General features: G+C 57.9%; 21 protein-coding genes and 1 pseudogene. 7 read left to right on the forward strand and 15 right to left on the reverse strand.

The window, feature by feature from the left end:
• Positions 1-184: 184 nt before the first annotated feature.
• The 4 genes and pseudogenes from K0P33_RS28820 to K0P33_RS28835 form a co-directional block, all read left to right on the forward strand.
• Positions 185-280: pseudogene (locus K0P33_RS28820) on the forward strand (DUF72 domain-containing protein); the annotation flags it as partial.
• Between the two features lie 62 nt (positions 281-342).
• Positions 343-1,119 (forward strand): endonuclease/exonuclease/phosphatase family protein, encoded by a 777-nt coding sequence (locus tag K0P33_RS28825; protein ID WP_242152952.1) that lies wholly within the window; start codon positions 343-345, stop codon positions 1,117-1,119.
• Positions 1,116-2,378: a cardiolipin synthase ClsB gene (clsB, locus tag K0P33_RS28830; protein WP_242152954.1), complete on the forward strand. Its 1,263-nt coding sequence runs from the start codon at positions 1,116-1,118 to the stop codon at positions 2,376-2,378. Before K0P33_RS28825 ends, clsB begins: the two co-directional genes overlap by 4 nt.
• Positions 2,368-3,324 carry a lysylphosphatidylglycerol synthase domain-containing protein gene (locus K0P33_RS28835; RefSeq protein ID WP_242152957.1) on the forward strand — a complete coding sequence of 319 codons (957 nt, stop codon included), beginning with the start codon at positions 2,368-2,370 and terminating at the stop codon, positions 3,322-3,324. The genes clsB and K0P33_RS28835 overlap by 11 nt, the downstream gene beginning before the upstream one ends.
• A 143-nt stretch (positions 3,325-3,467) precedes the next feature.
• Here K0P33_RS28835 and K0P33_RS28840 read toward each other — a convergent pair whose 3' ends face one another.
• Both K0P33_RS28840 and K0P33_RS28845 read right to left on the reverse strand, forming a co-directional pair.
• Complete coding sequence (locus K0P33_RS28840; RefSeq protein WP_094953402.1) at positions 3,468-4,223, reverse strand: alpha/beta fold hydrolase; 756 nt, start codon at positions 4,221-4,223, stop codon at positions 3,468-3,470.
• Positions 4,213-5,322, reverse strand: coding sequence for a DUF3182 family protein (locus tag K0P33_RS28845; protein ID WP_242152960.1), 1,110 nt, complete (start codon positions 5,320-5,322; stop codon positions 4,213-4,215). The genes K0P33_RS28840 and K0P33_RS28845 overlap by 11 nt, the downstream gene beginning before the upstream one ends.
• 239 nt (positions 5,323-5,561) lie before the next feature.
• Here K0P33_RS28845 and K0P33_RS28850 point away from each other — a divergent pair, with 239 nt between their 5' ends.
• Positions 5,562-6,122 carry a cysteine hydrolase family protein gene (locus K0P33_RS28850; RefSeq protein WP_094953400.1) on the forward strand — a complete coding sequence of 187 codons (561 nt, stop codon included), beginning with the start codon at positions 5,562-5,564 and terminating at the stop codon, positions 6,120-6,122.
• A gap of 20 nt (positions 6,123-6,142) precedes the next feature.
• Here K0P33_RS28850 and tam read toward each other — a convergent pair whose 3' ends face one another.
• Positions 6,143-6,904, reverse strand: a complete 762-nt coding sequence (gene tam, locus K0P33_RS28855; RefSeq protein ID WP_242152964.1) for a trans-aconitate 2-methyltransferase — start codon at positions 6,902-6,904, stop codon at positions 6,143-6,145.
• A 103-nt stretch (positions 6,905-7,007) separates the two neighbouring features.
• Between tam and K0P33_RS28860 the strand changes: the two genes are divergently transcribed.
• Complete coding sequence (locus K0P33_RS28860; protein WP_094953398.1) at positions 7,008-8,111, forward strand: hypothetical protein; 1,104 nt, start codon at positions 7,008-7,010, stop codon at positions 8,109-8,111.
• Positions 8,112-8,222: 111 nt separating this feature from the next.
• On the opposite strand, the gene K0P33_RS28865 is transcribed toward K0P33_RS28860, so the two are convergent.
• Positions 8,223-8,750 carry a single-stranded DNA-binding protein gene (locus K0P33_RS28865; RefSeq protein ID WP_010467282.1) on the reverse strand — a complete coding sequence of 176 codons (528 nt, stop codon included), beginning with the start codon at positions 8,748-8,750 and terminating at the stop codon, positions 8,223-8,225.
• A gap of 9 nt (positions 8,751-8,759) precedes the next feature.
• The gene (locus K0P33_RS28870) at positions 8,760-10,154 is read right to left on the reverse strand and encodes an MFS transporter (RefSeq protein WP_242152967.1); all 1,395 of its coding nucleotides are present in this window, start codon (positions 10,152-10,154) and stop codon (positions 8,760-8,762) included.
• Between the two features lie 178 nt (positions 10,155-10,332).
• On the opposite strand from K0P33_RS28870, the gene uvrA reads away from it, so the two are divergent.
• Entirely contained in the window at positions 10,333-13,167 is a 2,835-nt protein-coding gene (gene uvrA / locus K0P33_RS28875; RefSeq protein WP_094950480.1) for an excinuclease ABC subunit UvrA, read from the forward strand.
• A 65-nt stretch (positions 13,168-13,232) separates the two neighbouring features.
• Here the strand turns inward: uvrA and bfr are convergent, their stop codons facing one another.
• The 10 genes from bfr to rplO all read right to left on the reverse strand — a co-directional run bounded on the left by bfr (position 13,233) and on the right by rplO (position 20,464).
• Positions 13,233-13,697, reverse strand: a complete 465-nt coding sequence (gene bfr / locus K0P33_RS28880; RefSeq protein ID WP_015886133.1) for a bacterioferritin — start codon at positions 13,695-13,697, stop codon at positions 13,233-13,235.
• 155 nt (positions 13,698-13,852) lie between these two features.
• Entirely contained in the window at positions 13,853-15,307 is a 1,455-nt protein-coding gene (locus K0P33_RS28885; RefSeq protein ID WP_242152971.1) for a catalase, read from the reverse strand.
• A 249-nt stretch (positions 15,308-15,556) separates the two neighbouring features.
• Positions 15,557-15,943 carry a 50S ribosomal protein L17 gene (gene rplQ, locus K0P33_RS28890; protein ID WP_007918448.1) on the reverse strand — a complete coding sequence of 129 codons (387 nt, stop codon included), beginning with the start codon at positions 15,941-15,943 and terminating at the stop codon, positions 15,557-15,559.
• 41 nt (positions 15,944-15,984) lie between these two features.
• A complete protein-coding gene (rpoA, locus tag K0P33_RS28895) occupies positions 15,985-16,986 on the reverse strand; it encodes a DNA-directed RNA polymerase subunit alpha (protein WP_003176403.1) in 1,002 nt (333 codons plus the stop codon).
• Positions 16,987-17,008: 22 nt separating this feature from the next.
• Complete coding sequence (gene rpsD / locus K0P33_RS28900; protein ID WP_003210056.1) at positions 17,009-17,629, reverse strand: 30S ribosomal protein S4; 621 nt, start codon at positions 17,627-17,629, stop codon at positions 17,009-17,011.
• Between the two features lie 18 nt (positions 17,630-17,647).
• Positions 17,648-18,037, reverse strand: coding sequence for a 30S ribosomal protein S11 (gene rpsK / locus K0P33_RS28905; protein WP_002555466.1), 390 nt, complete (start codon positions 18,035-18,037; stop codon positions 17,648-17,650).
• Between the two features lie 30 nt (positions 18,038-18,067).
• On the reverse strand, positions 18,068-18,424 hold the full coding sequence (rpsM, locus tag K0P33_RS28910) for a 30S ribosomal protein S13 (RefSeq protein WP_003210063.1): 357 nt from the start codon (positions 18,422-18,424) through the stop codon (positions 18,068-18,070).
• Positions 18,425-18,553: 129 nt separating this feature from the next.
• The gene (gene rpmJ / locus K0P33_RS28915) at positions 18,554-18,670 is read right to left on the reverse strand and encodes a 50S ribosomal protein L36 (RefSeq protein WP_002555468.1); all 117 of its coding nucleotides are present in this window, start codon (positions 18,668-18,670) and stop codon (positions 18,554-18,556) included.
• A gap of 27 nt (positions 18,671-18,697) precedes the next feature.
• Positions 18,698-20,026, reverse strand: a complete 1,329-nt coding sequence (gene secY / locus K0P33_RS28920; RefSeq protein WP_094950471.1) for a preprotein translocase subunit SecY — start codon at positions 20,024-20,026, stop codon at positions 18,698-18,700.
• Positions 20,027-20,464 carry a 50S ribosomal protein L15 gene (gene rplO, locus K0P33_RS28925; RefSeq protein ID WP_003176407.1) on the reverse strand — a complete coding sequence of 146 codons (438 nt, stop codon included), beginning with the start codon at positions 20,462-20,464 and terminating at the stop codon, positions 20,027-20,029. It abuts the gene before it with no gap.
• Between the last annotated feature and the right edge of the window lies 1 nt (position 20,465).

Raw genomic sequence — 20,465 nt, forward strand, 5'->3', positions numbered from 1 at the left:
AGCGGGCTTGCCCGCGATAGCGGTGGGTCAGCACCGAGTTCATCGCCTGACACACCGCTATCGCAGGCAAGCCAGCGCCCACATTTTGACCGTGTACCGTCTGTAGGTCCGTGGAAACTTTCCGGCAAAAACGGCAGTCATCCCAAAACGGAGGTCACTTGACCCTACACCCACGGGAGCAACCATGGCGGCGATTTACATCGGCATTTCAGGCTGGCGCGGGGCCTGCTACCCCGAGGGGCTGCCCCAGAAACGCGAATTGCAATGTGCGTTACGCGCCGCCACGTTGGACAAGCACCTGCTCAGCGAGCTCGGCAAATTGCCGACATCTGGGGTGCTGCCATGACCCATCCTGAATTGATCCCCGCCACGCCCACCGCCGCCATCACCCGGTTCACCGTGCTGACGGTGAATATCCACAAGGGCTTCACCGCGCTGAATCGACGCTTCATCCTGCCCGAGCTGCGTGAAGCGGTGCGCAGCGTGGGCGCCGACATGGTGTTTCTGCAGGAAATCCACGGCACGCACGAGCGCCATCCCCAGCGCTACAGCGATTGGCCGAAGATGCCCCAGTACGAGTTCCTGGCCGACAGCATCTGGCCGCAGTTCGCCTATGGGCGCAACGCGGTGTACCCGCATGGCGACCACGGCAATGCGCTGTTGTCGAAATTCCAGATCGTGCGCTACGACAACCTCGACATCTCGCAAAGCGGCCATGAAAGCCGTGGCCTGCTGCACTGTGTATTGCGCCTGCCAGACACCGGCCAGCACGTGCATGCGATCTGCATGCACCTGGGCCTGCGCGAGGTGCATCGTCAGCAGCAATTGCGTTTGCTGGAGCAACGGATCAGCGAGATTCCCGCTGACGCGCCGCTGGTGGTTGCCGGTGATTTCAACGACTGGCGCCAGAAGGCCGACCTGAGCCAAAGCGGCCTCAAGGAAGTGTTCGTCCACGCCCACGGCAAGCCTGCGCGCACCTTCCCGGCGCGCCTGCCGTTGCTGGCGCTGGATCGCATCTACGTGCGCAACCTCAAGATTCATAACCCCAAGGTGCTGACGACCCGGCCTTGGTCGCATTTGTCCGACCATGTGCCGCTGTCGGTGGAGATCGAGTTATGAGCGTCGCGGTAGAACACATCGCCACCGACCAGCCGCCGGATGAAGCCAAGGCGCGTGATCTCGATTACGGCTGGCAAGGCGGCAACCAGCTCGAACTGCTGGAGAACGGCGAGGCGTACTTTCCGAAGGTCTTTGACGCGATGCGCCAGGCGCAGCGGGAGATCCTGCTGGAGACGTTTATCCTGTTCGAAGACAAGGTCGGGCATAAACTCAAAGGCATCCTGATCGAGGCGGCGCAGCGCGGCGTGAAGGTGGTGGTCAGCCTGGATGGGTTCGGCTGCGGCGAGTTGAGCCCGGCCTTTCTCGGCGAGCTGGCGCGGGCGGGCGTGCTGGTGCAGATGTTCGACCCGGCTTCGAAAAGACTGGGGATTCGCACCAACTGGTTTCGCCGCTTGCACCGCAAGATTGTGGTGGTGGACGCTACGGTGGCGTTTATTGGCGGGATCAATTTTTCGGCGGATCACTTGGGTGATTTCGGCCCCGAAGCCAAGCAGGATTACGCCGTGCAAGTGACCGGCCCGGCGGTGGCGGACCTGCACCATTTCGCCCTCGCCCAAAGCGGTCGCCAGGTGCGTACGCGGCGCGGCTGGCGGCGGCGTCAGCAACGGCCCTCGCTGTGGCCCCGCGAGAACGAGGACGGTCTGGTACGCCTGATTTACCGCGACAACGTGCAACACCGCGATGACATTGAAGAGGCGTATATCCACGCCTTGAGCAAAGCCCGAAATCGTGTGGTGATCGCCAACGCTTACTTCTTCCCCGGCTACCGCCTGCTACGCGAGATTCGCAACGCCGCGCGCCGTGGCGTGCACGTGCAACTGATCATGCAGGGCCAGCCGGATGTGCTGCTGGCCAAGCTGGCGGCGCGTATGCTTTACGACTATTTGCTCAAGGATGGCGTGGTCATTCACGAGTATTACCAGCGACCGCTGCACGGCAAAGTCGCGCTGGTGGATGACGAGTGGAGCACCGTGGGCTCGAGCAACTTGGACCCGTTGAGCCTGTCGCTGAACCTGGAAGCCAACGTGCTGATTCGCGACCGCGCGTTCAATCAGCAGCTGTACGAGCGCCTGGAGCTACTCGCGAAAAACCATTGCCAGACCATGCCGGAAAACCGCAAGCCACGCCTGTGGTTATGGCGCTTGACCGTGGGTTTCCTGGTGTTTCATGTGATGCGCCATTTCCCCGCGCTGACCGGTTGGCTGCCGGCGCACAAACCGCGCTTGAAGCCTTTTGAGAGCCAGGCCCATGACCGCTGAAGCCGGCCGCTCGCGCTTCAAGCGTTGGAAAAAACCGCTGACCATCGCCTTCTTCCTGCTGCTGATCGTGCTGTTTACCCTGCTCGCGCGGCGCATCGACTGGAGCGAGGTGTTGCAGACGCTGGGTGACTTCAAGGTGCGCACGTTGTTGATCGCAGGCGCGCTGACCTTGTGCAGTTTTCTCGTCTACGCCAGCCTCGATCTGATCGGCCGTACTTACATCCGCCAACCCTTGGTCTGGAAGCAGATCCTGCCGGTGGGGATCATCAGCTATGCGTTCAACCTCAACCTGAGCGCGTGGGTCGGCGGGATTGCCATGCGTTATCGGCTGTATTCGCGGCTGGGTGTGAGCACCAGCAATATCGCCAAGATTCTTGGGCTGAGCCTGGCCACCAATTGGTTTGGCTATATGGCCTTGGCCGGTGTGGTGTTCAGCAGCGGGTGGGTGACCATGCCGCCGGGTTGGAAAGTCAGCACTTTTGCCTTGCAAGGCATTGGGATGTTGCTGGTGTTGGTCAGCCTGGGTTATCTGGCGGCCTGCCGGTTTTCGAAAAAGCGCGCGTGGTCGATCAAGGGCATCGAGATCAATCTGCCGTCGTTGCGCATGGCCTGTTTACAGTTGGTGTTAGGCGCGTTGAATTGGTCATTGATGGCGGCAGTGATCTTTACCTTGTTGCCGGCCAAGTTGGACTATCCGCTGGTGTTAGGCGTGCTGCTGATCAGCGCAATTGCCGGTGTGGTCACGCATATACCGGCCGGGCTTGGGGTGCTGGAGGCGGTGTTTATCGGGCTGTTGCAGCATGAGGCGTCGCGGGGCAGCTTGCTCGCGGGGTTGATTGCTTACCGGGCGATCTACTTTATTTTGCCGCTGTTGATTGCGTTGGTGATGTACCTCGGGGTTGAGGCTAAGGCCAAGGCGTTGCGGGTGAAGAAGACCCCCGCCTGAGGAATGTGTCGAGTGGTCTGGCGCCTTCGCGAGCAAGCCCGCTGCCACATTTTGACCCTGTTTCAAGGATGTACTCGGTCGAATGTGGGAGCGGCGGTTCGACGCGTCGACTTGCTCGCGAACGCGCCCTGAAGAGTACTGCATCAGCGCGATTGAATAATGCTCAACCGCTCGCCCACGACCATCTCGGTAATCCAGTCCACCAGGATCGAGGTGTAGGCCTGCTGCGACACCGGGTCGCTCAAGGAGTGGTCGGCTCCGTCGATGATGCGGTGGGTCAGGGAGTGTGTCTGCTGGCACGCCGCGCGGTAGCTCATGATGGTGGCGTGGGGCACGTGGTCGTCGGTTTCCGATTCGACAATCAGCACATCGCCGGTGAATTTCGCGCAAGCATGCAGGGCGCGGTTGGTTTCGGCGTGCACCAAGGTGCTGCGGTAATCCATCAGGTCGGCCTTATCCAGGTCGCGCTTGGGCGTAAGCCATTTCTGGTCGCGGTACAGCGCCGGCACGCGCAGCGCCAGCCAGCGCACCGGGCGCAACGAGGTGAGAATCGCCGCCAGGTAGCCGCCGTAACTGGTGCCCACCACCGCCACGGCCGAGGTATCGATGGCCGGGTGTGACAGCAGGCGATCGTACGCGGCCAGCAGGTCGCGCAGGTTGTCTTCGCGAGTGACGCGAGACAACGGAATACCGGTGCCGGCGTGGCCGCGCAGGTCAAAGGTCAGGCACACGCAACCCAGGCCCGCGATGCCTTTGGCGCGCTCCAGGTCACGCTCTTGGCTACCGCCCCAGCCGTGCACAAACAACACGCCCGGCACTTTGGATTTGGGGCTCAGGAACGTCCCGCTCATCTGTTCGTCGTCGATGTCGATCGCAATGCTTTCGCTTCTAGCCGTCATAAGATTTAACCGTTACGTACTTGAGAAGAAAGTCGCTGTTTTCGGCCGGGCCGCGGTACACCTCGATGCCATCCGCCGGCAGCGCTTGCTCCACGTAGGTCTCCACCGAGCAAACGTGGATCGCGCGCAGGCCGGGGTGGTTGATGAAGCTTTGCAGCGCCGCGACTTCCGCGCTGCTGGCCCCGCCCATGCGCCAGGATTGTTCGAGCACGCCGCTGCGGCGTTGGCCTTCGCTGTCCAGGCCTTGGGCAATGTCGTAGTTGCGCCGTGACGCGTAGAAACCAGGGTAGGCCTCATCGGCGGCTGTGTCGAAGACCTGGGCTTGTTCGATGGCTTGGCGTACGTCGTCCGGCAGCTGGAGCGCCAAGAGGTCTTCGTAGTCGCCGGGCACGACCAGCAAGTTGGAGCCACCGTAGACCGCTTCGCCCTGCCCGTCCTGGGTGAGGTATTGCTCGCCGCAATAGCTGAACACGTGATCGCCGATAAAGCTCTGGCCCACGCTGTGAGTGATGACGTCGTGCAGGTCTTGCTCCAGCACCACGCCTTCAGTGAATAACTTCGTGATATCGGGCCGCGCCAGCAAGGCTTTGAATTCATCGAGGCTGTGGATAACTTCCTGCCCGCGCCCGGCGCAGGCATGCACGGGCTTCAAACGAATCGGCCCGCTGTAGAGCAGGCGCGTGGCTGCGGGCAGTGCGTCCTCCAGGGCGAAAACGCTGAGGCCATCGAGAACGACGTTGCGCACACGCTCGGCAAACACCGGCGACCAGCCTTCAGGCGCCGTTGCTTCAGGGCTTAGCAGGCCATGGGTGATGGCCTTGGTGCAGATGAAATCGTGATCGACATAACCGCCCCACAGGTCTTGCGGCCCTTTGACGTTAAGCGTGAGCGCTTGGGCCGGGCCGACCAGGGTTTGCGTGGGCAACAGATACAACTCGCGCTCGGCATGTAACTGCGGGTTATAGCTGCCGCCGAATTTAAGCCCCAGGATCTGCGCCAACCAGCGCGCCAAGGCACGGTTGGTCTCGACTTCGTGCTGCGGGGCGCCCTCTCGCGTGGAGTGCGCGACCACCCGTTTCTTGCGTTGAGTTGGGGTCATGCGTCCCCCTTGGCCATCCTGCTATGTGTGTGAAAAGAAGGTTGCAGGGATCAAGCCAAGGCGCGACAGAAGAGGACGGTTGTTAAATCAATCAGTTACTGGAAAAGTAATGGCAGTAGGCCTGTTTGATTCTGCACGACACGGCGTTATACACGCGGCGTTCTGCACGATTCACACGGCCTTTGCCCGGCGCCAGCTAAGATGCTGGAGGCCCATCCACCTATCACGAGGTATCTCGCATGGCCAAGCAAGCGCTTATCCTGATCGACATCCAGAACGACTACTTCCCCCAAGGCAAGTGGCCACTCGACGGCGTGGAGGCGGCGGCAGACAAGGCCGCGCAGGTGCTGGCAGCCTTTCGCCAGGCAGGCAATGCAGTGATTCATGTGCGCCATGAGTTCACCTCAGAAGACGCACCGTTCTTCACGCCGGGCTCCGAGGGCGCTCATCTGCATGCCAAGGTGCTGAACGAGGCGAATGAGCCGGTGGTGCTTAAACACTTTGTGAATGCGTTTCGCGGGACCGATCTGCGGGCGTTGCTTGAACGACGCGCCATCACCGACGTGGTAGTGGCAGGCAGCATGAGCCATATGTGCATCGACGCGGTGGTGCGGGCAGCGGCGGACCTGGGCTACAAGGTCACGGTGCTGCATGACGCGTGCGCCACGCGGGATCTGGAATTCAATGGGCAGGTGATTCCGGCGGCGCAGGTGCATGGCGCCTATATGGCTTCACTGGCCTTTGCCTATGCGGGCGTGGTGTCGACGGATGAGTACTTGCAGACGCAAGCGGCAGTATGACCGCCACTTGTCGCCGGGCTTCAGCGGGTAGCGATGATGAACAGACGCGGGAATGGCAGCAACACGGTGCCATCGCCCAGCGCTGGGTAAGCCTGGGTAATCCGCGCCTGGTATTCCTGTAGGAAGGCGGCTTTTTCGCTATCGGTCAACGGTGCGAGAAAGGGCCGCAAAGCCGAAGCCTTGAACCATTCCACCACGGCCGCGTGGTCTGCCAGCGGGTGCTGGTAGGTGGTGCGCCAAACATCGACGGTGCTGCAGTGTTGGCTCAACAGCTCGTAGTAGTAAGGCGCCGTGTGCCGCTCATTGTGTTTGACCGCACCGATCTTCGCCGCCCATGGGCCATCGGCCGCGACGTCACGGGCCAGGCGGTGGGCCGGTTCGTCGAGGTTGTCCGGGGTTTGCACGGCCAGCGTGCCGCCAGGCGTCAGTTGGCTGACCAGGTGCGGATAGAGCGTGGCGTGGTTCGGCAGCCATTGCAGGGAAGCGTTGGCCAGAATCACGTCGGTTTTTTGTGCTGGATTCCAGGCGCCGATATCCGCCAACTCGAAATTCAGTGCCGGTAGGCGCTTACGGGCATCCACCAACATATCGTCGGAGCTGTCCATGCCGGTCACGTGTGCCTGTGGAAAACGCTCGGCCAGCACTTCGGTGGAATTGCCAGGGCCGCAGCCCAAGTCGACGGCGGTGCGCACATCCGTATTGGGGATGGCCGCGACCAGGTCACGGACGGGACGGGTGCGCTGCTGTTCAAACATCGTGTACTGCTTGGCTGACCAGGTCATCGCGGCGTTCCTACGTCTTGAGGTTGGCCACAGCCTAAATCTTGTGAGCCATGAGAACAAATGCCAGGATTGATGCGCGCTCAACCTATGGCACCAAATAGAGATGAACAAAGAGAATTGGGACATTCAATTTATCAAACCCTGTCGTCATGCCCACGAGACTCATCGGATACTGACACCGGCGTACACGCTGCAAATGGCCCAAGCAGGCTATCTGGTTCAAATAAACCTGGATAATTGCTCGATACAAAGGATGGAAGACCTGACGGAAGCGGCGACCGTTGAGGATGTAGAACGAGTAGGGTTACTGCCTCTTTACCGGCTACTCAATGAAGGCAAGGTTGCCCTCTCAGGCATCGGCGTTCATGAAATGCCTGAATGGAGAGTCAGTACTGCCCAGCACGCTTATGAACGCTTTTGCAGAAAATTCTGGCCTGCCCATAAGGACGATACCGAGGCTACACAGCGCCCGTACGATACCAATGCGGCAGAGCAAAGGGTCACTTTTACCAAACTTGACGACGGCTCCAGGCTCGTCTTTGGCTGTGCCTATACCGCCTTTCTACACATTCAAAACATAAAACTGAATCACTCCAACCTCTCACCAGAAGATCAATTCTCGATCTATCTGCATGGCATGATCAGCATGATCGACATGGTGAGCGCATTTGAGTTGGAAATAGCGAAGTACGCCTTTTGGACGCTTAACAAAAAGGAAATAAACCAGCTACCTCCAACAGTAAAGCAGCGTAGGAAAGACATCATAGAGAATTTTGCCAAACCCAAATCGACGCTTGAAAAATGCAAAAGCTCAGCTTTCGACTCTGCGCTGGACCTTTTCTGGTTAAGCGGTGCAAACGTGTCAGATCTGAAAGGCGACATTGAAATAGCGGGAAAGAAGCTGAAGATCGACAGTTGGGTGGGCACCAACGATCACAAGCTGTACAGAATATCGCGTGACATTCACTCTTGTCCTTTCGAAGGCTCCACCATGAGACGCCTGGCCACAACCAGAGAAAACGAATTAGTGACCTCGCCGTATTGGATGAATGTCGACGCGGAATCGAGGGAACTGCTGCGCTACCGGCATGACCGGGGCCATTCAAAAATTAATGATTTTCTTCAACGCATCGACAGCTCGGTCAATCACCTGGAAAAAAACATCGAAACGTTTTTCACAGAGAAACCCAACGCCACTGCAATTTAGCGCTAAAACTCAACATACAGAGATCCGGGTTCCTTTTAGCGTGCCCATAAAAAAGCGAAGCCAAATTAATGGCTTCGCTTCTAATGTTTACGGTTCTGAAAAAGCTGCGGTTCAGAACGGGATATCGTCATCAAAGCTGTCGAAATCCGGAGCCGGCTGTGGAGCGGCCTGTTGTGGCGGCGGCGCCTGACGCGACTGTTGCGGTGCCGACTGCTGCGGGCGCGGAGCCTGCTGGCGTGGGGCCGGAGCGGACTGCTGGTAGTTATTGCCCCCGCCTTGTTGGTCGCCCTGCTGTGGACGGCCGCCCAGCAGTTGCATGGTGCCTTGCATGTCGACCACGATTTCAGTGGTGTAACGCTTGATGCCGTCTTTTTCCCACTCGCGGGTTTGCAGTTTGCCTTCGATGTAGACCTGCGAACCTTTGCGCAGGTACTCACCGGCGATCTCTGCAACCTTGCCGAACATCGACACGCGGTGCCATTCGGTCTTCTCGACCTTCTGGCCGGTCTGCTTGTCGGTCCACTGTTCGCTGGTCGCCAGACTCAGGTTGGTCACGGCGTTACCGTTAGGCAAGTAGCGAACTTCGGGATCCTGGCCGCATGTACCGACCAATATGACTTTGTTAACCCCACGGGCCATAACGTTCTCCTAAGCTGGGCGCGCTGTCGGCACTGGGTTGACCAGTTGCTCGAGCGTCGCGCGATCCAATAATTCGGTGTCCAATTTGATGTAAATGGCCGCCTCTTCAGCGACCACCACTGCATCTGTTACCCCAACGACGGCCTTCAGGCGCTCTACCAGGCCAGCTTCACGAATTGCTTCGGGCGACAGCGGCAGGCGCAGGCTTGTGACGTACGGAGGTTCGCGCATGGTAACAGCAAAGGCCAGCCAAAGTGCAGCCAGCCCGGCGCATCCGAGGAACACAACCGACAAACCGCCATGCTGGAACATCCAGCCACCCATGATGCCGCCCAGCGCAGAACCAAGGAACTGGCTGGTGGAATACACGCCCATCGCCGTGCCTTTGCCACCGGCCGGTGAAACTTTACTGATCAGCGAAGGCAACGAAGCCTCCAGCAGGTTGAACGCGGTGAAGAACACCACCGTGCCGATTACCAACGCCCGCAGGCTGTCGCCGAATTCCCAGAAGAATAGCTCAGTGAGCATCAATGTCGCGACGGCGCCCAGCAGAACTCGTTTCATTTTGCGTTTCTTCTCGCCGTAGATGATGAACGGGATCATGGCGAAGAACGAGATCAACAAAGCAGTCAGGTAGACCCACCAGTGCTGCTCCTTGGGCAGGCCGGCTTTTTCGACCAGTGCCAGGGGCAGCGCGACGAAGCTGCACATCAGCATCGCGTGCAATACGAAGATACCTAAATCCAAGCGCAGCAGGTCCGGGTGCTTGAGCGTCGGCAATAACACCTTGCGTGCAACGCCGGACTCACGGTGCGCCAGGGTGCCGGTGGAGCGCGGCACCATAAACGCTACGATCACAATGCCGAACAACGCCATGCCGCCCGTGGCGAGGAACAGCCCGTGCAGACCAAAGGCGCGCGTCAGCAAGGGGCCGACCACCATGGCCACCGCGAACGACAGGCCGATGGTCATGCCGATCATGGCCATGGCCTTGGTGCGGTGTTGTTCGCGGGTCAGGTCCGAAAGCAGCGCCATGACGGCGGCGGAAATCGCCCCAGCGCCTTGCAGGACGCGCCCGGCGATTACACCCCAGATCGAATCCGACTGTGCCGCAAGCAAACTGCCGAGGGCGAACACGATAAGCCCCAGGTAAATAACCGGGCGGCGACCAATGCGGTCGGAAATGATCCCGAACGGAATCTGAAAAAGCGCCTGGGTCAGGCCATAGGCACCAATCGCCAGACCGATCAGGGCGGGGGTTGCGCCTGCGAGATCCATTCCATAGGTCGCCAGCACCGGCAACACCATAAACATGCCAAGCATACGGAAGGCGAACACCAGGGCCAGACCGCTTGCCGCTCGGGTCTCGCCGCTACTCATGCGTTCGCTGTGGGGATCGTGCATGGAAAAACCTCGTGTGAACCGGCGGCGATTCTACCAGTCCCATCGATTGAGAGGGTATATGCGGCGCTTTGCCGCGCAGCTTTCATGTAAGGCTGCACCCGGCACTTTGGCAGTGTATATTCATCCAGTCTTTAGCCGTATACTCCTGCATTATTTACGCCCGCCGTGCGAGGCCATCTTGGACAAGATCCTGATTCGTGGGGCTAGAACCCACAACCTGAAGAACATCGACCTGACCCTGCCCCGGGACAAACTGATCGTCATCACCGGCTTGTCCGGGTCCGGCAAATCGTCCCTGGCGTTCGACACGCTGTATGCCGAAGGTCAGCGTCGCTATGTGGAATCGCTGTCGGCCTATGCCCGCCAGTTCCTGTCGATGATGGAAAAGCCCGACGTCGACACCATTGAAGGCCTGTCGCCGGCGATCTCCATCGAGCAGAAGTCGACCTCCCATAACCCACGCTCCACCGTGGGCACCATCACCGAAATCTACGACTACCTGCGTCTGCTGTATGCGCGCGTGGGTATTCCGCGTTGCCCGGACCACGATATTCCGCTGGAAGCCCAGACCGTCAGCCAGATGGTCGACCTGGTGCTGGCTCAGCCGGAAGGCGCCAAGCTGATGCTGCTGGCGCCGGTGATTCGTGAGCGTAAAGGTGAACACCTTTCGGTCTTCGAAGAGTTGCGTGCGCAAGGTTTTGTGCGCGCGCGCATCAACGGCAAGCTCTATGAGCTGGATGAAACGCCGAAGCTCGACAAGCAGAAGAAGCACTCCATTGATGTGGTGGTCGACCGCTTCAAGGTGCGCGCCGACTTGCAGCAGCGTTTGGCCGAGTCGTTCGAGACCGCGCTGAAACTGGCGGACGGTATTGCACTGGTTGCGCCAATGGATGACGAGCCGGGCGAAGAGATCATCTTCTCTGCGCGCTTTGCGTGCCCGATCTGTGGCCATGCCATCAGCGAGTTGGAACCCAAGCTGTTTTCCTTCAACAACCCGGCCGGCGCTTGCCCGACGTGTGATGGGCTTGGGGTTAAACAGTTCTTCGACATCAAGCGCCTCGTCAACGGCGAGCTGACCTTGGCGGAGGGCGCGATACGCGGTTGGGACAGGCGTAACGTCTACTACTTCCAGATGCTGGGGTCATTGGCCTCGCACTATAAATTCAGCCTGGAAGTGCCGTTCAACCAACTGCCGGCGGAGCAGCAGAAGGTCATCCTGCACGGCAGCGGTTCGCAGAATGTCGACTTCAAATACCTGAATGATCGTGGCGATATCGTCAAGCGCTCGCACCCGTTCGAAGGCATCGTGCCGAACTTGGAACGGCGCTACCGCGAGACTGAGTCGGCGAGCGTGCGCGAAGAACTGGCCAAATTCCTCAGCACTCAGCCTTGCCCGGATTGCCGCGGCACTCGTCTGCGTCGCGAAGCGCGGCATGTGTGGGTGGGTGAGAAAACGTTGCCGGCAGTGACCAACCTGCCGATCGGCGATGCCTGTGAGTATTTTGCCGGGCTCAAGCTGACCGGACGCCGTGGGGAGATTGCCGACAAGATCCTCAAGGAAATCCGTGAGCGCCTGCAGTTCCTGGTTAACGTCGGCCTGGATTACCTGTCGCTGGATCGCAGCGCGGATACCTTGTCTGGCGGTGAAGCCCAGCGGATTCGCCTGGCCAGCCAGATTGGCGCCGGCCTCGTGGGCGTGCTGTACATCCTCGATGAACCGTCGATTGGCCTACACCAGCGGGACAACGACCGTCTCCTGGGAACGCTGAAGCATCTGCGGGACATCGGCAACACGGTGATCGTGGTCGAGCATGATGAAGACGCGATCCGCCTGGCGGATTACGTGGTCGACATCGGCCCGGGCGCGGGTGTGCACGGTGGGCATATTGTTGCCGAGGGCACGCCGGCCGAGGTCATGGCTCACCCGGATTCGTTGACCGGTAAGTACCTGTCCGGCCGCGTGAAGATTGCAGTGCCGGCCAAGCGTACGCCACGCAACAAGAAGATGGCGTTGCATCTCAAGGGCGCGCGCGGCAACAACTTGCGCAATGTGGACCTGGAAATTCCTCTGGGCCTGCTGACCTGTGTGACCGGCGTTTCCGGTTCGGGTAAGTCGACGCTGATCAACAACACGCTGTTCCCACTGAGTGCCACCGCCTTGAACGGCGCGACCACTCTGGAAGCGGCTGCACACGACAGCATCAAGGGCCTGGAGCATCTGGACAAAGTCGTCGACATCGACCAAAGCCCGATCGGCCGTACACCGCGCTCCAACCCCGCGACCTATACCGGCTTGTTCACGCCAATACGCGAACTCTTCGCCGGTGTGCCGGAATCCCGCTCGCGGGGTTATGGGCCTGGGCGGTTCTCGTTCAACGTCAAGGGCGGGCGCTGCGAAGCGTGCCAAGGCGATGGCTTGATCAAGGTGGAGATGCACTTCCTGCCGGACATCTACGTGCCGTGCGATGTGTGCAAGAGCAAGCGTTATAACCGCGAAACCCTGGAGATCAAGTACAAGGGCAAGAACATCCACGAAACCCTGGAGATGACCATCGAGGAAGCGCGGGTGTTCTTCGACGCGGTGCCAGCGTTGGCGCGCAAGCTGCAGACGCTGATGGATGTGGGCCTGTCGTACATCAAGCTAGGGCAATCGGCGACAACGTTGTCCGGTGGTGAGGCGCAGCGCGTGAAGCTGTCGCGCGAGCTGTCCAAGCGCGATACCGGCAAGACCCTGTATATCCTCGATGAGCCGACCACAGGCCTGCACTTTGCGGATATTCAGCAATTGCTGGACGTGCTGCACCGCTTGCGCGACCACGGCAACACAGTGGTGGTGATCGAGCACAACCTGGATGTGATCAAGACTGCCGACTGGCTGGTGGACCTGGGGCCGGAAGGCGGCTCCAAGGGCGGCCAGATTATTGCGGTCGGTACGCCGGAGCAGGTCTGCGAGATGCCGCAGTCGCATACCGGCTACTACCTGAAGCCGTTGTTAGCACGCGACAAAGCCTGATTTATCCGGCGCATGAAAAAGCCCCTGTCACTTTGCGGTGACAGGGGCTTTTTTGTAGCCGGGAATCAGAACTGCGATTGCAGGTAATTCTCCAGGCCAACCAATTTGATCAGGCCCAACTGCTTTTCCAGCCAGTAGGTATGATCTTCTTCGGTGTCATTCAACTGCACGCGCAGAATTTCGCGAGTGACATAGTCATTGTGCTGCTCGCACAGCTCGATGCCCTTGCAGAGTGCGGCACGCACCTTGTATTCGAGGCGAAGGTCAGCTGCGAGCATGTCAGGCACTGTGGTGCCCACATCCAGGTCGTCGGGACGCATACGTGGCGTGCCTTCGAGCATCAGGATGCGGCGCATCAGCGCATCGGCGTGCTGCGCCTCTTCTTCCATTTCGTGATTGATACGTTCGTAGAGCTCGGTAAAGCCCCAGTCCTCGTACATACGCGAATGGATGAAATATTGGTCACGAGCTGCCAGTTCGCCCGTCAGCAACGTGTTGAGGTAATCGATTACGTCGGGGTGACCTTGCATCGCCCTACATCTCCCTGCTTGAAAGTCTGTAGTTTGAACCATGATGACCCGGAGGTCACGGGACCAACGGCAGAAAAGTGAAGATTTCCGGAGAAAAGTAGCTGAAATAACGCAAAAACCGCCCAAATGAGGGCGGTTCTGCTTATCGTTTAGACTTAACTAAGCGTTACGCCCAGTGCCCTTGCGATTGCTTCTCCATAAGCCGGGTCTGCGTTGAAGAAGTGCTGCAGTTGGCGTTGGACTACATCGCTGGAAACACCCGCCATCGCACCGCTAATGTTGCTGATCAGCAGAGTTCTCTGACTATCATTCATCAAGCGGAACAACGCGCCTGCATGACTGTAGTAGTCGGTGTCTTCACGCTGGTCGTAACGATCTGCCGAGCCGCTCAACGCCAAAGGCGGCTCAGCGTACTGTGGCGCTTGTTTCGGTGAATTAGCATAGCTATTCGGCTCATAGTTAGGTGACGCGCCGCCGTTAGTGCCAAAAGCCATTGAGCCATCACGTTGATAGGTATGGGCATTCGCAACAGGCAGAGGCGCATTGATCGTCAGTTGCTGATGGTTCGTCCCTACGCGGTAGCGGTGGGCATCGGCGTAGGCGAATACACGACCTTGCAGCATGCGGTCTGGCGACAAGCCAACACCCGGAACCATGTTACTTGGGCCAAACGCAGCTTGTTCTACTTCAGCGAAGTAATTCAATGGGTTACGGTTGAGTTCCAGTTCACCCACTTCAATCAACGGGAACTCCTGCTGCGACCAGGTCTTGGTCACATCAAAGGGGTTCTCATAGTGCGCGGTGGCCTGAGCCTCGGTCATGACCTGGATATTGACACTCCATTTTGGATAGTCACCGCGCGCAATCGCTTCAAACAAGTCGCGCTGAGCGTAATCAGGGTCGGTACCGGCCAGCCGTTCAGCCACGTCAGGCGCCAGGTTCTTGATCCCTTGCTTGGTCTTGTAGTGCCACTTAACCCAGTGGCGCTCGCCTCTGGCGTTGATCAGGCTATAGGTATGGCTACCGAAGCCGTGCATGTGGCGGTAGCCGTCTGGAATACCACGATCCGAGAACAGAATAGTGATCTGGTGCAGCGCCTCAGGCGAGTGCGACCAGAAATCCCACATCATCTGCGCGCTTTTCAGGTTCGTTTGCGGCAGACGTTTTTGAGTATGGATGAAGTCAGGGAACTTCAGCGGGTCGCGGATAAAGAACACGGGCGTGTTGTTACCAACAATGTCCCAGTTACCTTCCTCGGTATAGAACTTCAACGCAAAACCACGCGGGTCACGGGCAGTATCCGCCGAACCACGTTCGCCGCCCACGGTGGAGAAGCGCAGGAAGGTTGGAGTTTTCTTCCCAACGGACTCGAACAGCTTGGCGCAGGTGAGCCGGGTGATATCGCTAGTGACGGTAAAGGTGCCGTGAGCGCCCGAACCTTTGGCGTGCACACGACGCTCTGGGATGTTTTCACGGTTGAAGTGGGCGAGCTTCTCGATCAGGTGAAAGTCGTCGAGCAACAATGGCCCACGAGGGCCGGCAGTGCGGGAGTTCTGGTTGTCGGCGACGGGCGCACCGCTCGCGGTGGTAAGGACTTTGTTCTGGCTCATGCTCAATCTTCCTCAGGTCAGGCTAGAAACTGCCGGCTACTCGGCTTGGAGGGAGTATTGACCATCAAGATGACACCATCAAATGCATTAAATCATGGACTTTGATAGAAAATAACTAATGAACCGCCATAGCAGATAGCTATTTATTTTATGAAGAGCGTCGGCAGCGACGTGAAGAATATAGACAGCTTTTGCATCGCCCACAAAAAACCGGGCACTAGGCCCGGTTCTTCGTTGCAGACTGTCGTCTTACTCGGCGCTTACAGCTTCGCCGGCAGTAGCACGATCAACCAACTCGACGTACGCCATAGGCGCGTTGTCGCCAGTGCGGAAGCCGCACTTGAGGATGCGCAGGTAGCCACCCTCACGGGTAGCATAACGCTTGCCCAGGTCGTTGAAGAGCTTACCAACGATAGCTTTCGAACGAGTACGGTCGAAAGCCAGACGGCGGTTAGCCAGACTGTCTGTCTTGGCCAAAGTGATCAGCGGCTCAGCAACGCGACGCAGTTCTTTAGCTTTCGGCAGTGTAGTTTTGATCAGCTCGTGCTCGAACAGCGACACCGCCATGTTTTGAAACATGGCCTTGCGGTGCGAGCTGGTACGGCTCAGGTGACGACCACTTTTACGATGACGCATGGTTCATTCCTTACCAAACTCACGTTCGGTGATTACGACGATCAGGCAGTCGCCTTGTCGTCCTTCTTAAGACTTGCAGGCGGCCAGTTGTCGAGGCGCATGCCGAGGGACAGACCGCGGGAGGCCAGAACGTCCTTGATTTCAGTCAAGGATTTCTTGCCCAGGTTCGGAGTCTTCAACAGTTCTACTTCGGTGCGCTGAATCAGATCGCCGATGTAGTAAATGTTTTCCGCCTTAAGGCAGTTAGCCGAACGTACAGTCAGTTCCAGATCGTCAACCGGGCGAAGCAGGATCGGATCGATCTCGTCTTCCTGCTCGATTACCACTGGTTCGCTGTCACCTTTGAGGTCGACGAACGCAGCCAACTGCTGTTGCAGAATGGTTGCAGCGCGGCGGATAGCCTCTTCAGGATCCAGAGTACCGTTGGTTTCCAGATCAATAACCAGCTTGTCCAGGTTAGTACGCTGCTCGACACGGGCGTTTTCCACCACGTATGCGATGCGGCGAACCGGGCTGAACGAAGAGTCAAGCTGCAAGCGACCAATGCTGCGGCTTTCGTCTTCATCGCTCTGACGCGAGTCGGCCGGTTCATAACCACGACCACGAGCTACGGTGAGCTTCATGTTCAGGGCGCCGTTAGACGCCAGGTTAGCGATTACGTGATCGGGGTTAACGATCTCGACATCATGATCCAGCTGAATATCGGCAGCGGTAACCACCCCCGAACCCTTCTTCGACAAGGTCAGCGTAACTTCGTCACGGCCGTGCAGCTTGATAGCCAGACCTTTAAGGTTCAACAGGATTTCAATTACGTCTTCCTGTACACCTTCGATGGCGCTGTACTCGTGGAGCACACCGTCAATCTCGGCCTCGACTACTGCACAGCCGGGCATTGAGGACAACAGGATGCGGCGCAGCGCGTTGCCCAGGGTGTGGCCAAAACCACGCTCGAGAGGCTCGAGAGTGATCTTGGCGCGGGTTGGACTGACAACCTGCACATCAATGTGGCGGGGTGTCAGGAACTCATTTACCGAAATCTGCATGGATGCACCTATTTTCTAGCCCTTACTTGGAGTAGAGCTCGACAATCAGGCTTTCGTTGATGTCGGCGGACAGATCACTGCGAGCAGGAACGTTCTTGAAAACGCCCGACTTCTTCTCAGTGTCTACTTCTACCCATTCTACGCGGCCACGTTGGGCACACAGATCGAGAGCTTGGACAATGCGAAGTTGGTTTTTTGCTTTCTCGCGAATCGCGACCACGTCACCAGCACGAACCTGGTAGGACGGGACGTTAACGGTTTGGCCGTTTACGCTGACGGATTTGTGCGATACCAGCTGACGGGATTCGGCGCGAGTCGAACCAAAGCCCATACGGTATACAACGTTGTCCAGACGGCATTCGAGCAGTTGCAGCAGGTTTTCACCGGTTGCACCTTTCTTGCCAGCAGCTTCTTTGTAGTAGCCGCTGAACTGACGCTCGAGAACGCCGTAAATACGACGGACCTTCTGCTTTTCACGCAGTTGGGTGCCGTAATCGGACTGGCGACCGCGGCGTTGGCCGTGGATACCAGGTGCTGCTTCAATGTTGCACTTCGATTCGATCGCGCGCACGCCGCTCTTCAGAAAGAGATCGGTGCCTTCGCGACGAGCGAGTTTGCATTTTGGACCAATGTAACGAGCCATTCTTTACAATCTCCTGGATTACACGCGGCGCTTCTTCGGCGGACGGCACCCGTTGTGCGGGATTGGCGTCACGTCGGTGATGCTGGCGATCTTATAGCCACAGCCGTTCAAAGCACGGACAGCAGACTCACGACCTGGACCTGGACCTTTGACGTTGACGTCGAGGTTTTTCAGGCCGTATTCCAGCGCAGCTTGACCAGCACGTTCAGCAGCTACTTGAGCAGCAAACGGGGTGGACTTGCGGGAACCGCGGAAACCCGAACCACCAGAGGTAGCCCAAGACAGCGCGTTACCTTGACGGTCGGTGATGGTCACGATGGTGTTGTTAAAAGATGCATGGATGTGGGCGATGCCATCAACCACTGTCTTTTTAACTTTTTTACGAGGACGAGCAGCAGGTTTTGCCATGATTAATTTCCTGTCGATTCGCGTGGGCGATTACTTGCGGATCGGCTTACGCGGACCTTTACGGGTACGCGCGTTAGTCTTGGTACGCTGACCGCGCACTGGAAGACCACGACGATGACGCAGACCACGGTAGCAACCGAGGTCCATCAAACGCTTGATTTTCATGTTGATTTCGCGACGCAGGTCACCTTCAGTGGTGAACTTCGCCACTTCGCCACGCAACAGCTCAATCTGCTCGTCGCTCAGATCTTTGATCTTTGCGGCTGGGTTTACCCCAGTATCTGCGCAAATCTTCTGCGCAGTAGTGCGACCAACACCATAGATGTAGGTCAGCGAGATAACAGTGTGCTTGTTATCTGGAATGTTAACGCCTGCAATACGGGCCATTCAGTGGGACTCCAATTGACAGCTACCTACGCCCCGGAAGCCAAGAAATAGGGCGCGAGATAATATCGCTGTAATAACAAATAATCAACCCGGCAGCGCACTAGCTGCCGGGCTTCAAGCGGATCACACTCAGCCTTGGCGCTGTTTGTGACGCGGTTCCGCGCTGCAAATTACTCGAACAACACCTTCGCGGCGAATAATCTTGCAGTTACGGCACAGCTTTTTCACCGATGCACGAACTTTCATCACCAACTCCTCGAACCTTATGGGTACTCAGCGCAACATGCCGCTGCCGTAACCCTTCAGGTTGGCTTTCTTCATCAGGGATTCGTACTGGTGCGAAACGAGGTGCGATTGTACTTGGGACATGAAGTCCATCACAACCACGACCACGATCAGCAACGAGGTCCCGCCAAGGTAGAACGGAACGTTTGCTGCAACCACCAGGAACTGGGGCAACAAGCACACGGCCGTCATATATAGAGCACCGAACAGGGTCAAACGAGTCAGAACGCCATCAATGTAGCGTGCCGACTGCTCACCTGGACGGATACCCGGAATAAAGGCACCGGACTTCTTCAGGTTTTCCGCTACGTCTTTCGGATTGAACATCAACGCCGTATAGAAGAAGCAGAAGAAAATAATCCCTGCACTAAACAGCAGAATATTCAACGGCTGACCAGGAGCGATCGACTGAGAGAGGTCCTGCAGCCAGCCCATATTTTCAGACTGACCAAACCAGGTACCCAACGAAGCCGGAAACAGCAAAATGCTGCTCGCGAAAATTGCCGGAATAACACCGGCCATATTCACTTTCAGCGGCAAGTGGCTGGTCTGCGCAGCGAAGACCTTACGGCCCTGCTGACGCTTGGCGTAGTGAACAGCAATACGACGCTGGCCACGCTCAATGAACACCACAAAACCGATAATCGCTACTGCCAGCAAACCGATAGCAACCAAGGCGAAAATATTGATATCACCCTGACGTGCAGACTCGAAAGACTGCCCAATTGCTCTCGGAAGACCGGCGACGATACCTGCGAAAATCAACATCGAGATACCGTTACCAACACCACGCTCAGTAATCTGCTCACCCAGCCACATCATGAACATCGCACCAGCCACAAAAGTGGATACCGCGACGAAATAGAAGCCAAAGTCAACAGTGAACGCAATCCCCTGCCCCGCCAAGCCAACGGACATGCCGATAGCTTGAACCAGGGCGAGGACGACAGTGCCGTAGCGGGTGTACTGGCTAATCTTGCGACGACCAGCTTCACCTTCCTTCTTCAACTGCTCCAACTGCGGGCTGACGGCGGTCATCAGCTGCATGATGATCGATGCCGAAATGTACGGCATGATCCCCAGTGCAAAGATGCTCATCCGTTCCAGCGCGCCGCCAGAAAACATGTTGAACAAGCTAAGAATGGTCCCCTCATTCTGTCGAAACAGGTCTGCGAGTCGGTCCGGGTTGATACCTGGAACCGGGATGTGTGCGCCTATTCGGTAGACGATAATCGCCAGGAACAGAAAACGCAGACGAGCCCAAAGTTCAGACATACCGCCTTTGCCGAGCGCTGAGAGAGCACCTTGCTTAGCCATTTATTCCTCGAACTTGCCGCCAGCTGCTTCGATAGCCGAACGCGCACCTTTGGTGGCGCCGATTCCCTTGCCGATAGTGACAGCGCGAGTCACTTCACCGGACAGCATGATTTTCACACGCTGTACGTTGACGTTGATCACGTTGGCATCTTTCAGGGTCTGCACAGTAACGATATCGCCTTCCACTTTAGCCAGCTCGGACAGACGCACTTCTGCGCGGTCCATGGCTTTCAGGGATACGAAACCGAACTTAGGCAGGCGACGATGCAGCGGCTGTTGACCGCCTTCAAAGCCTGGAGCAATGGTGCCACCGGAGCGGGAGGTTTGACCTTTGTGGCCACGGCCACCAGTCTTACCCAAACCGCTACCGATACCACGGCCCGGACGATGCTTTTCGCGACGGGAACCCGGCGCTGGACTCAGATCATTGAGTTTCATC

Source organism: Pseudomonas sp. ArH3a (assembly GCF_022648765.1).
GTDB lineage: Bacteria > Pseudomonadota > Gammaproteobacteria > Pseudomonadales > Pseudomonadaceae > Aquipseudomonas.

What these genes read in the sequence shown, in the direction of transcription:
- K0P33_RS28850 (WP_094953400.1), top strand. Translation starts at nt 5,562, where the DNA reads ATGGCCAAGCAAGCGCTTATCCTGATCGACATCCAGAACGACTACTTC.
- secY (WP_094950471.1), bottom strand. Translation starts at nt 20,026, where the DNA reads ATGGCTAAGCAAGGTGCTCTCTCAGCGCTCGGCAAAGGCGGTATGTCT.
- bfr (WP_015886133.1), bottom strand. Translation starts at nt 13,697, where the DNA reads ATGCAAGGTCACCCCGACGTAATCGATTACCTCAACACGTTGCTGACG.
- K0P33_RS28870 (WP_242152967.1), bottom strand. Translation starts at nt 10,154, where the DNA reads ATGCACGATCCCCACAGCGAACGCATGAGTAGCGGCGAGACCCGAGCG.
- rpsD (WP_003210056.1), bottom strand. Translation starts at nt 17,629, where the DNA reads ATGGCTCGTTACATTGGTCCAAAATGCAAACTCGCTCGTCGCGAAGGC.
- rpsM (WP_003210063.1), bottom strand. Translation starts at nt 18,424, where the DNA reads ATGGCCCGTATTGCAGGCGTTAACATTCCAGATAACAAGCACACTGTT.
- K0P33_RS28835 (WP_242152957.1), top strand. Translation starts at nt 2,368, where the DNA reads ATGACCGCTGAAGCCGGCCGCTCGCGCTTCAAGCGTTGGAAAAAACCG.
- rpoA (WP_003176403.1), bottom strand. Translation starts at nt 16,986, where the DNA reads ATGCAGATTTCGGTAAATGAGTTCCTGACACCCCGCCACATTGATGTG.
- rpsK (WP_002555466.1), bottom strand. Translation starts at nt 18,037, where the DNA reads ATGGCAAAACCTGCTGCTCGTCCTCGTAAAAAAGTTAAAAAGACAGTG.
- K0P33_RS28845 (WP_242152960.1), bottom strand. Translation starts at nt 5,322, where the DNA reads ATGACCCCAACTCAACGCAAGAAACGGGTGGTCGCGCACTCCACGCGA.
- clsB (WP_242152954.1), top strand. Translation starts at nt 1,116, where the DNA reads ATGAGCGTCGCGGTAGAACACATCGCCACCGACCAGCCGCCGGATGAA.
- tam (WP_242152964.1), bottom strand. Translation starts at nt 6,904, where the DNA reads ATGACCTGGTCAGCCAAGCAGTACACGATGTTTGAACAGCAGCGCACC.
- rplQ (WP_007918448.1), bottom strand. Translation starts at nt 15,943, where the DNA reads ATGCGTCATCGTAAAAGTGGTCGTCACCTGAGCCGTACCAGCTCGCAC.
- K0P33_RS28840 (WP_094953402.1), bottom strand. Translation starts at nt 4,223, where the DNA reads ATGACGGCTAGAAGCGAAAGCATTGCGATCGACATCGACGACGAACAG.
- K0P33_RS28860 (WP_094953398.1), top strand. Translation starts at nt 7,008, where the DNA reads ATGAACAAAGAGAATTGGGACATTCAATTTATCAAACCCTGTCGTCAT.
- rpmJ (WP_002555468.1), bottom strand. Translation starts at nt 18,670, where the DNA reads ATGAAAGTTCGTGCATCGGTGAAAAAGCTGTGCCGTAACTGCAAGATT.
- rplO (WP_003176407.1), bottom strand. Translation starts at nt 20,464, where the DNA reads ATGAAACTCAATGATCTGAGTCCAGCGCCGGGTTCCCGTCGCGAAAAG.
- K0P33_RS28825 (WP_242152952.1), top strand. Translation starts at nt 343, where the DNA reads ATGACCCATCCTGAATTGATCCCCGCCACGCCCACCGCCGCCATCACC.
- K0P33_RS28885 (WP_242152971.1), bottom strand. Translation starts at nt 15,307, where the DNA reads ATGAGCCAGAACAAAGTCCTTACCACCGCGAGCGGTGCGCCCGTCGCC.
- K0P33_RS28865 (WP_010467282.1), bottom strand. Translation starts at nt 8,750, where the DNA reads ATGGCCCGTGGGGTTAACAAAGTCATATTGGTCGGTACATGCGGCCAG.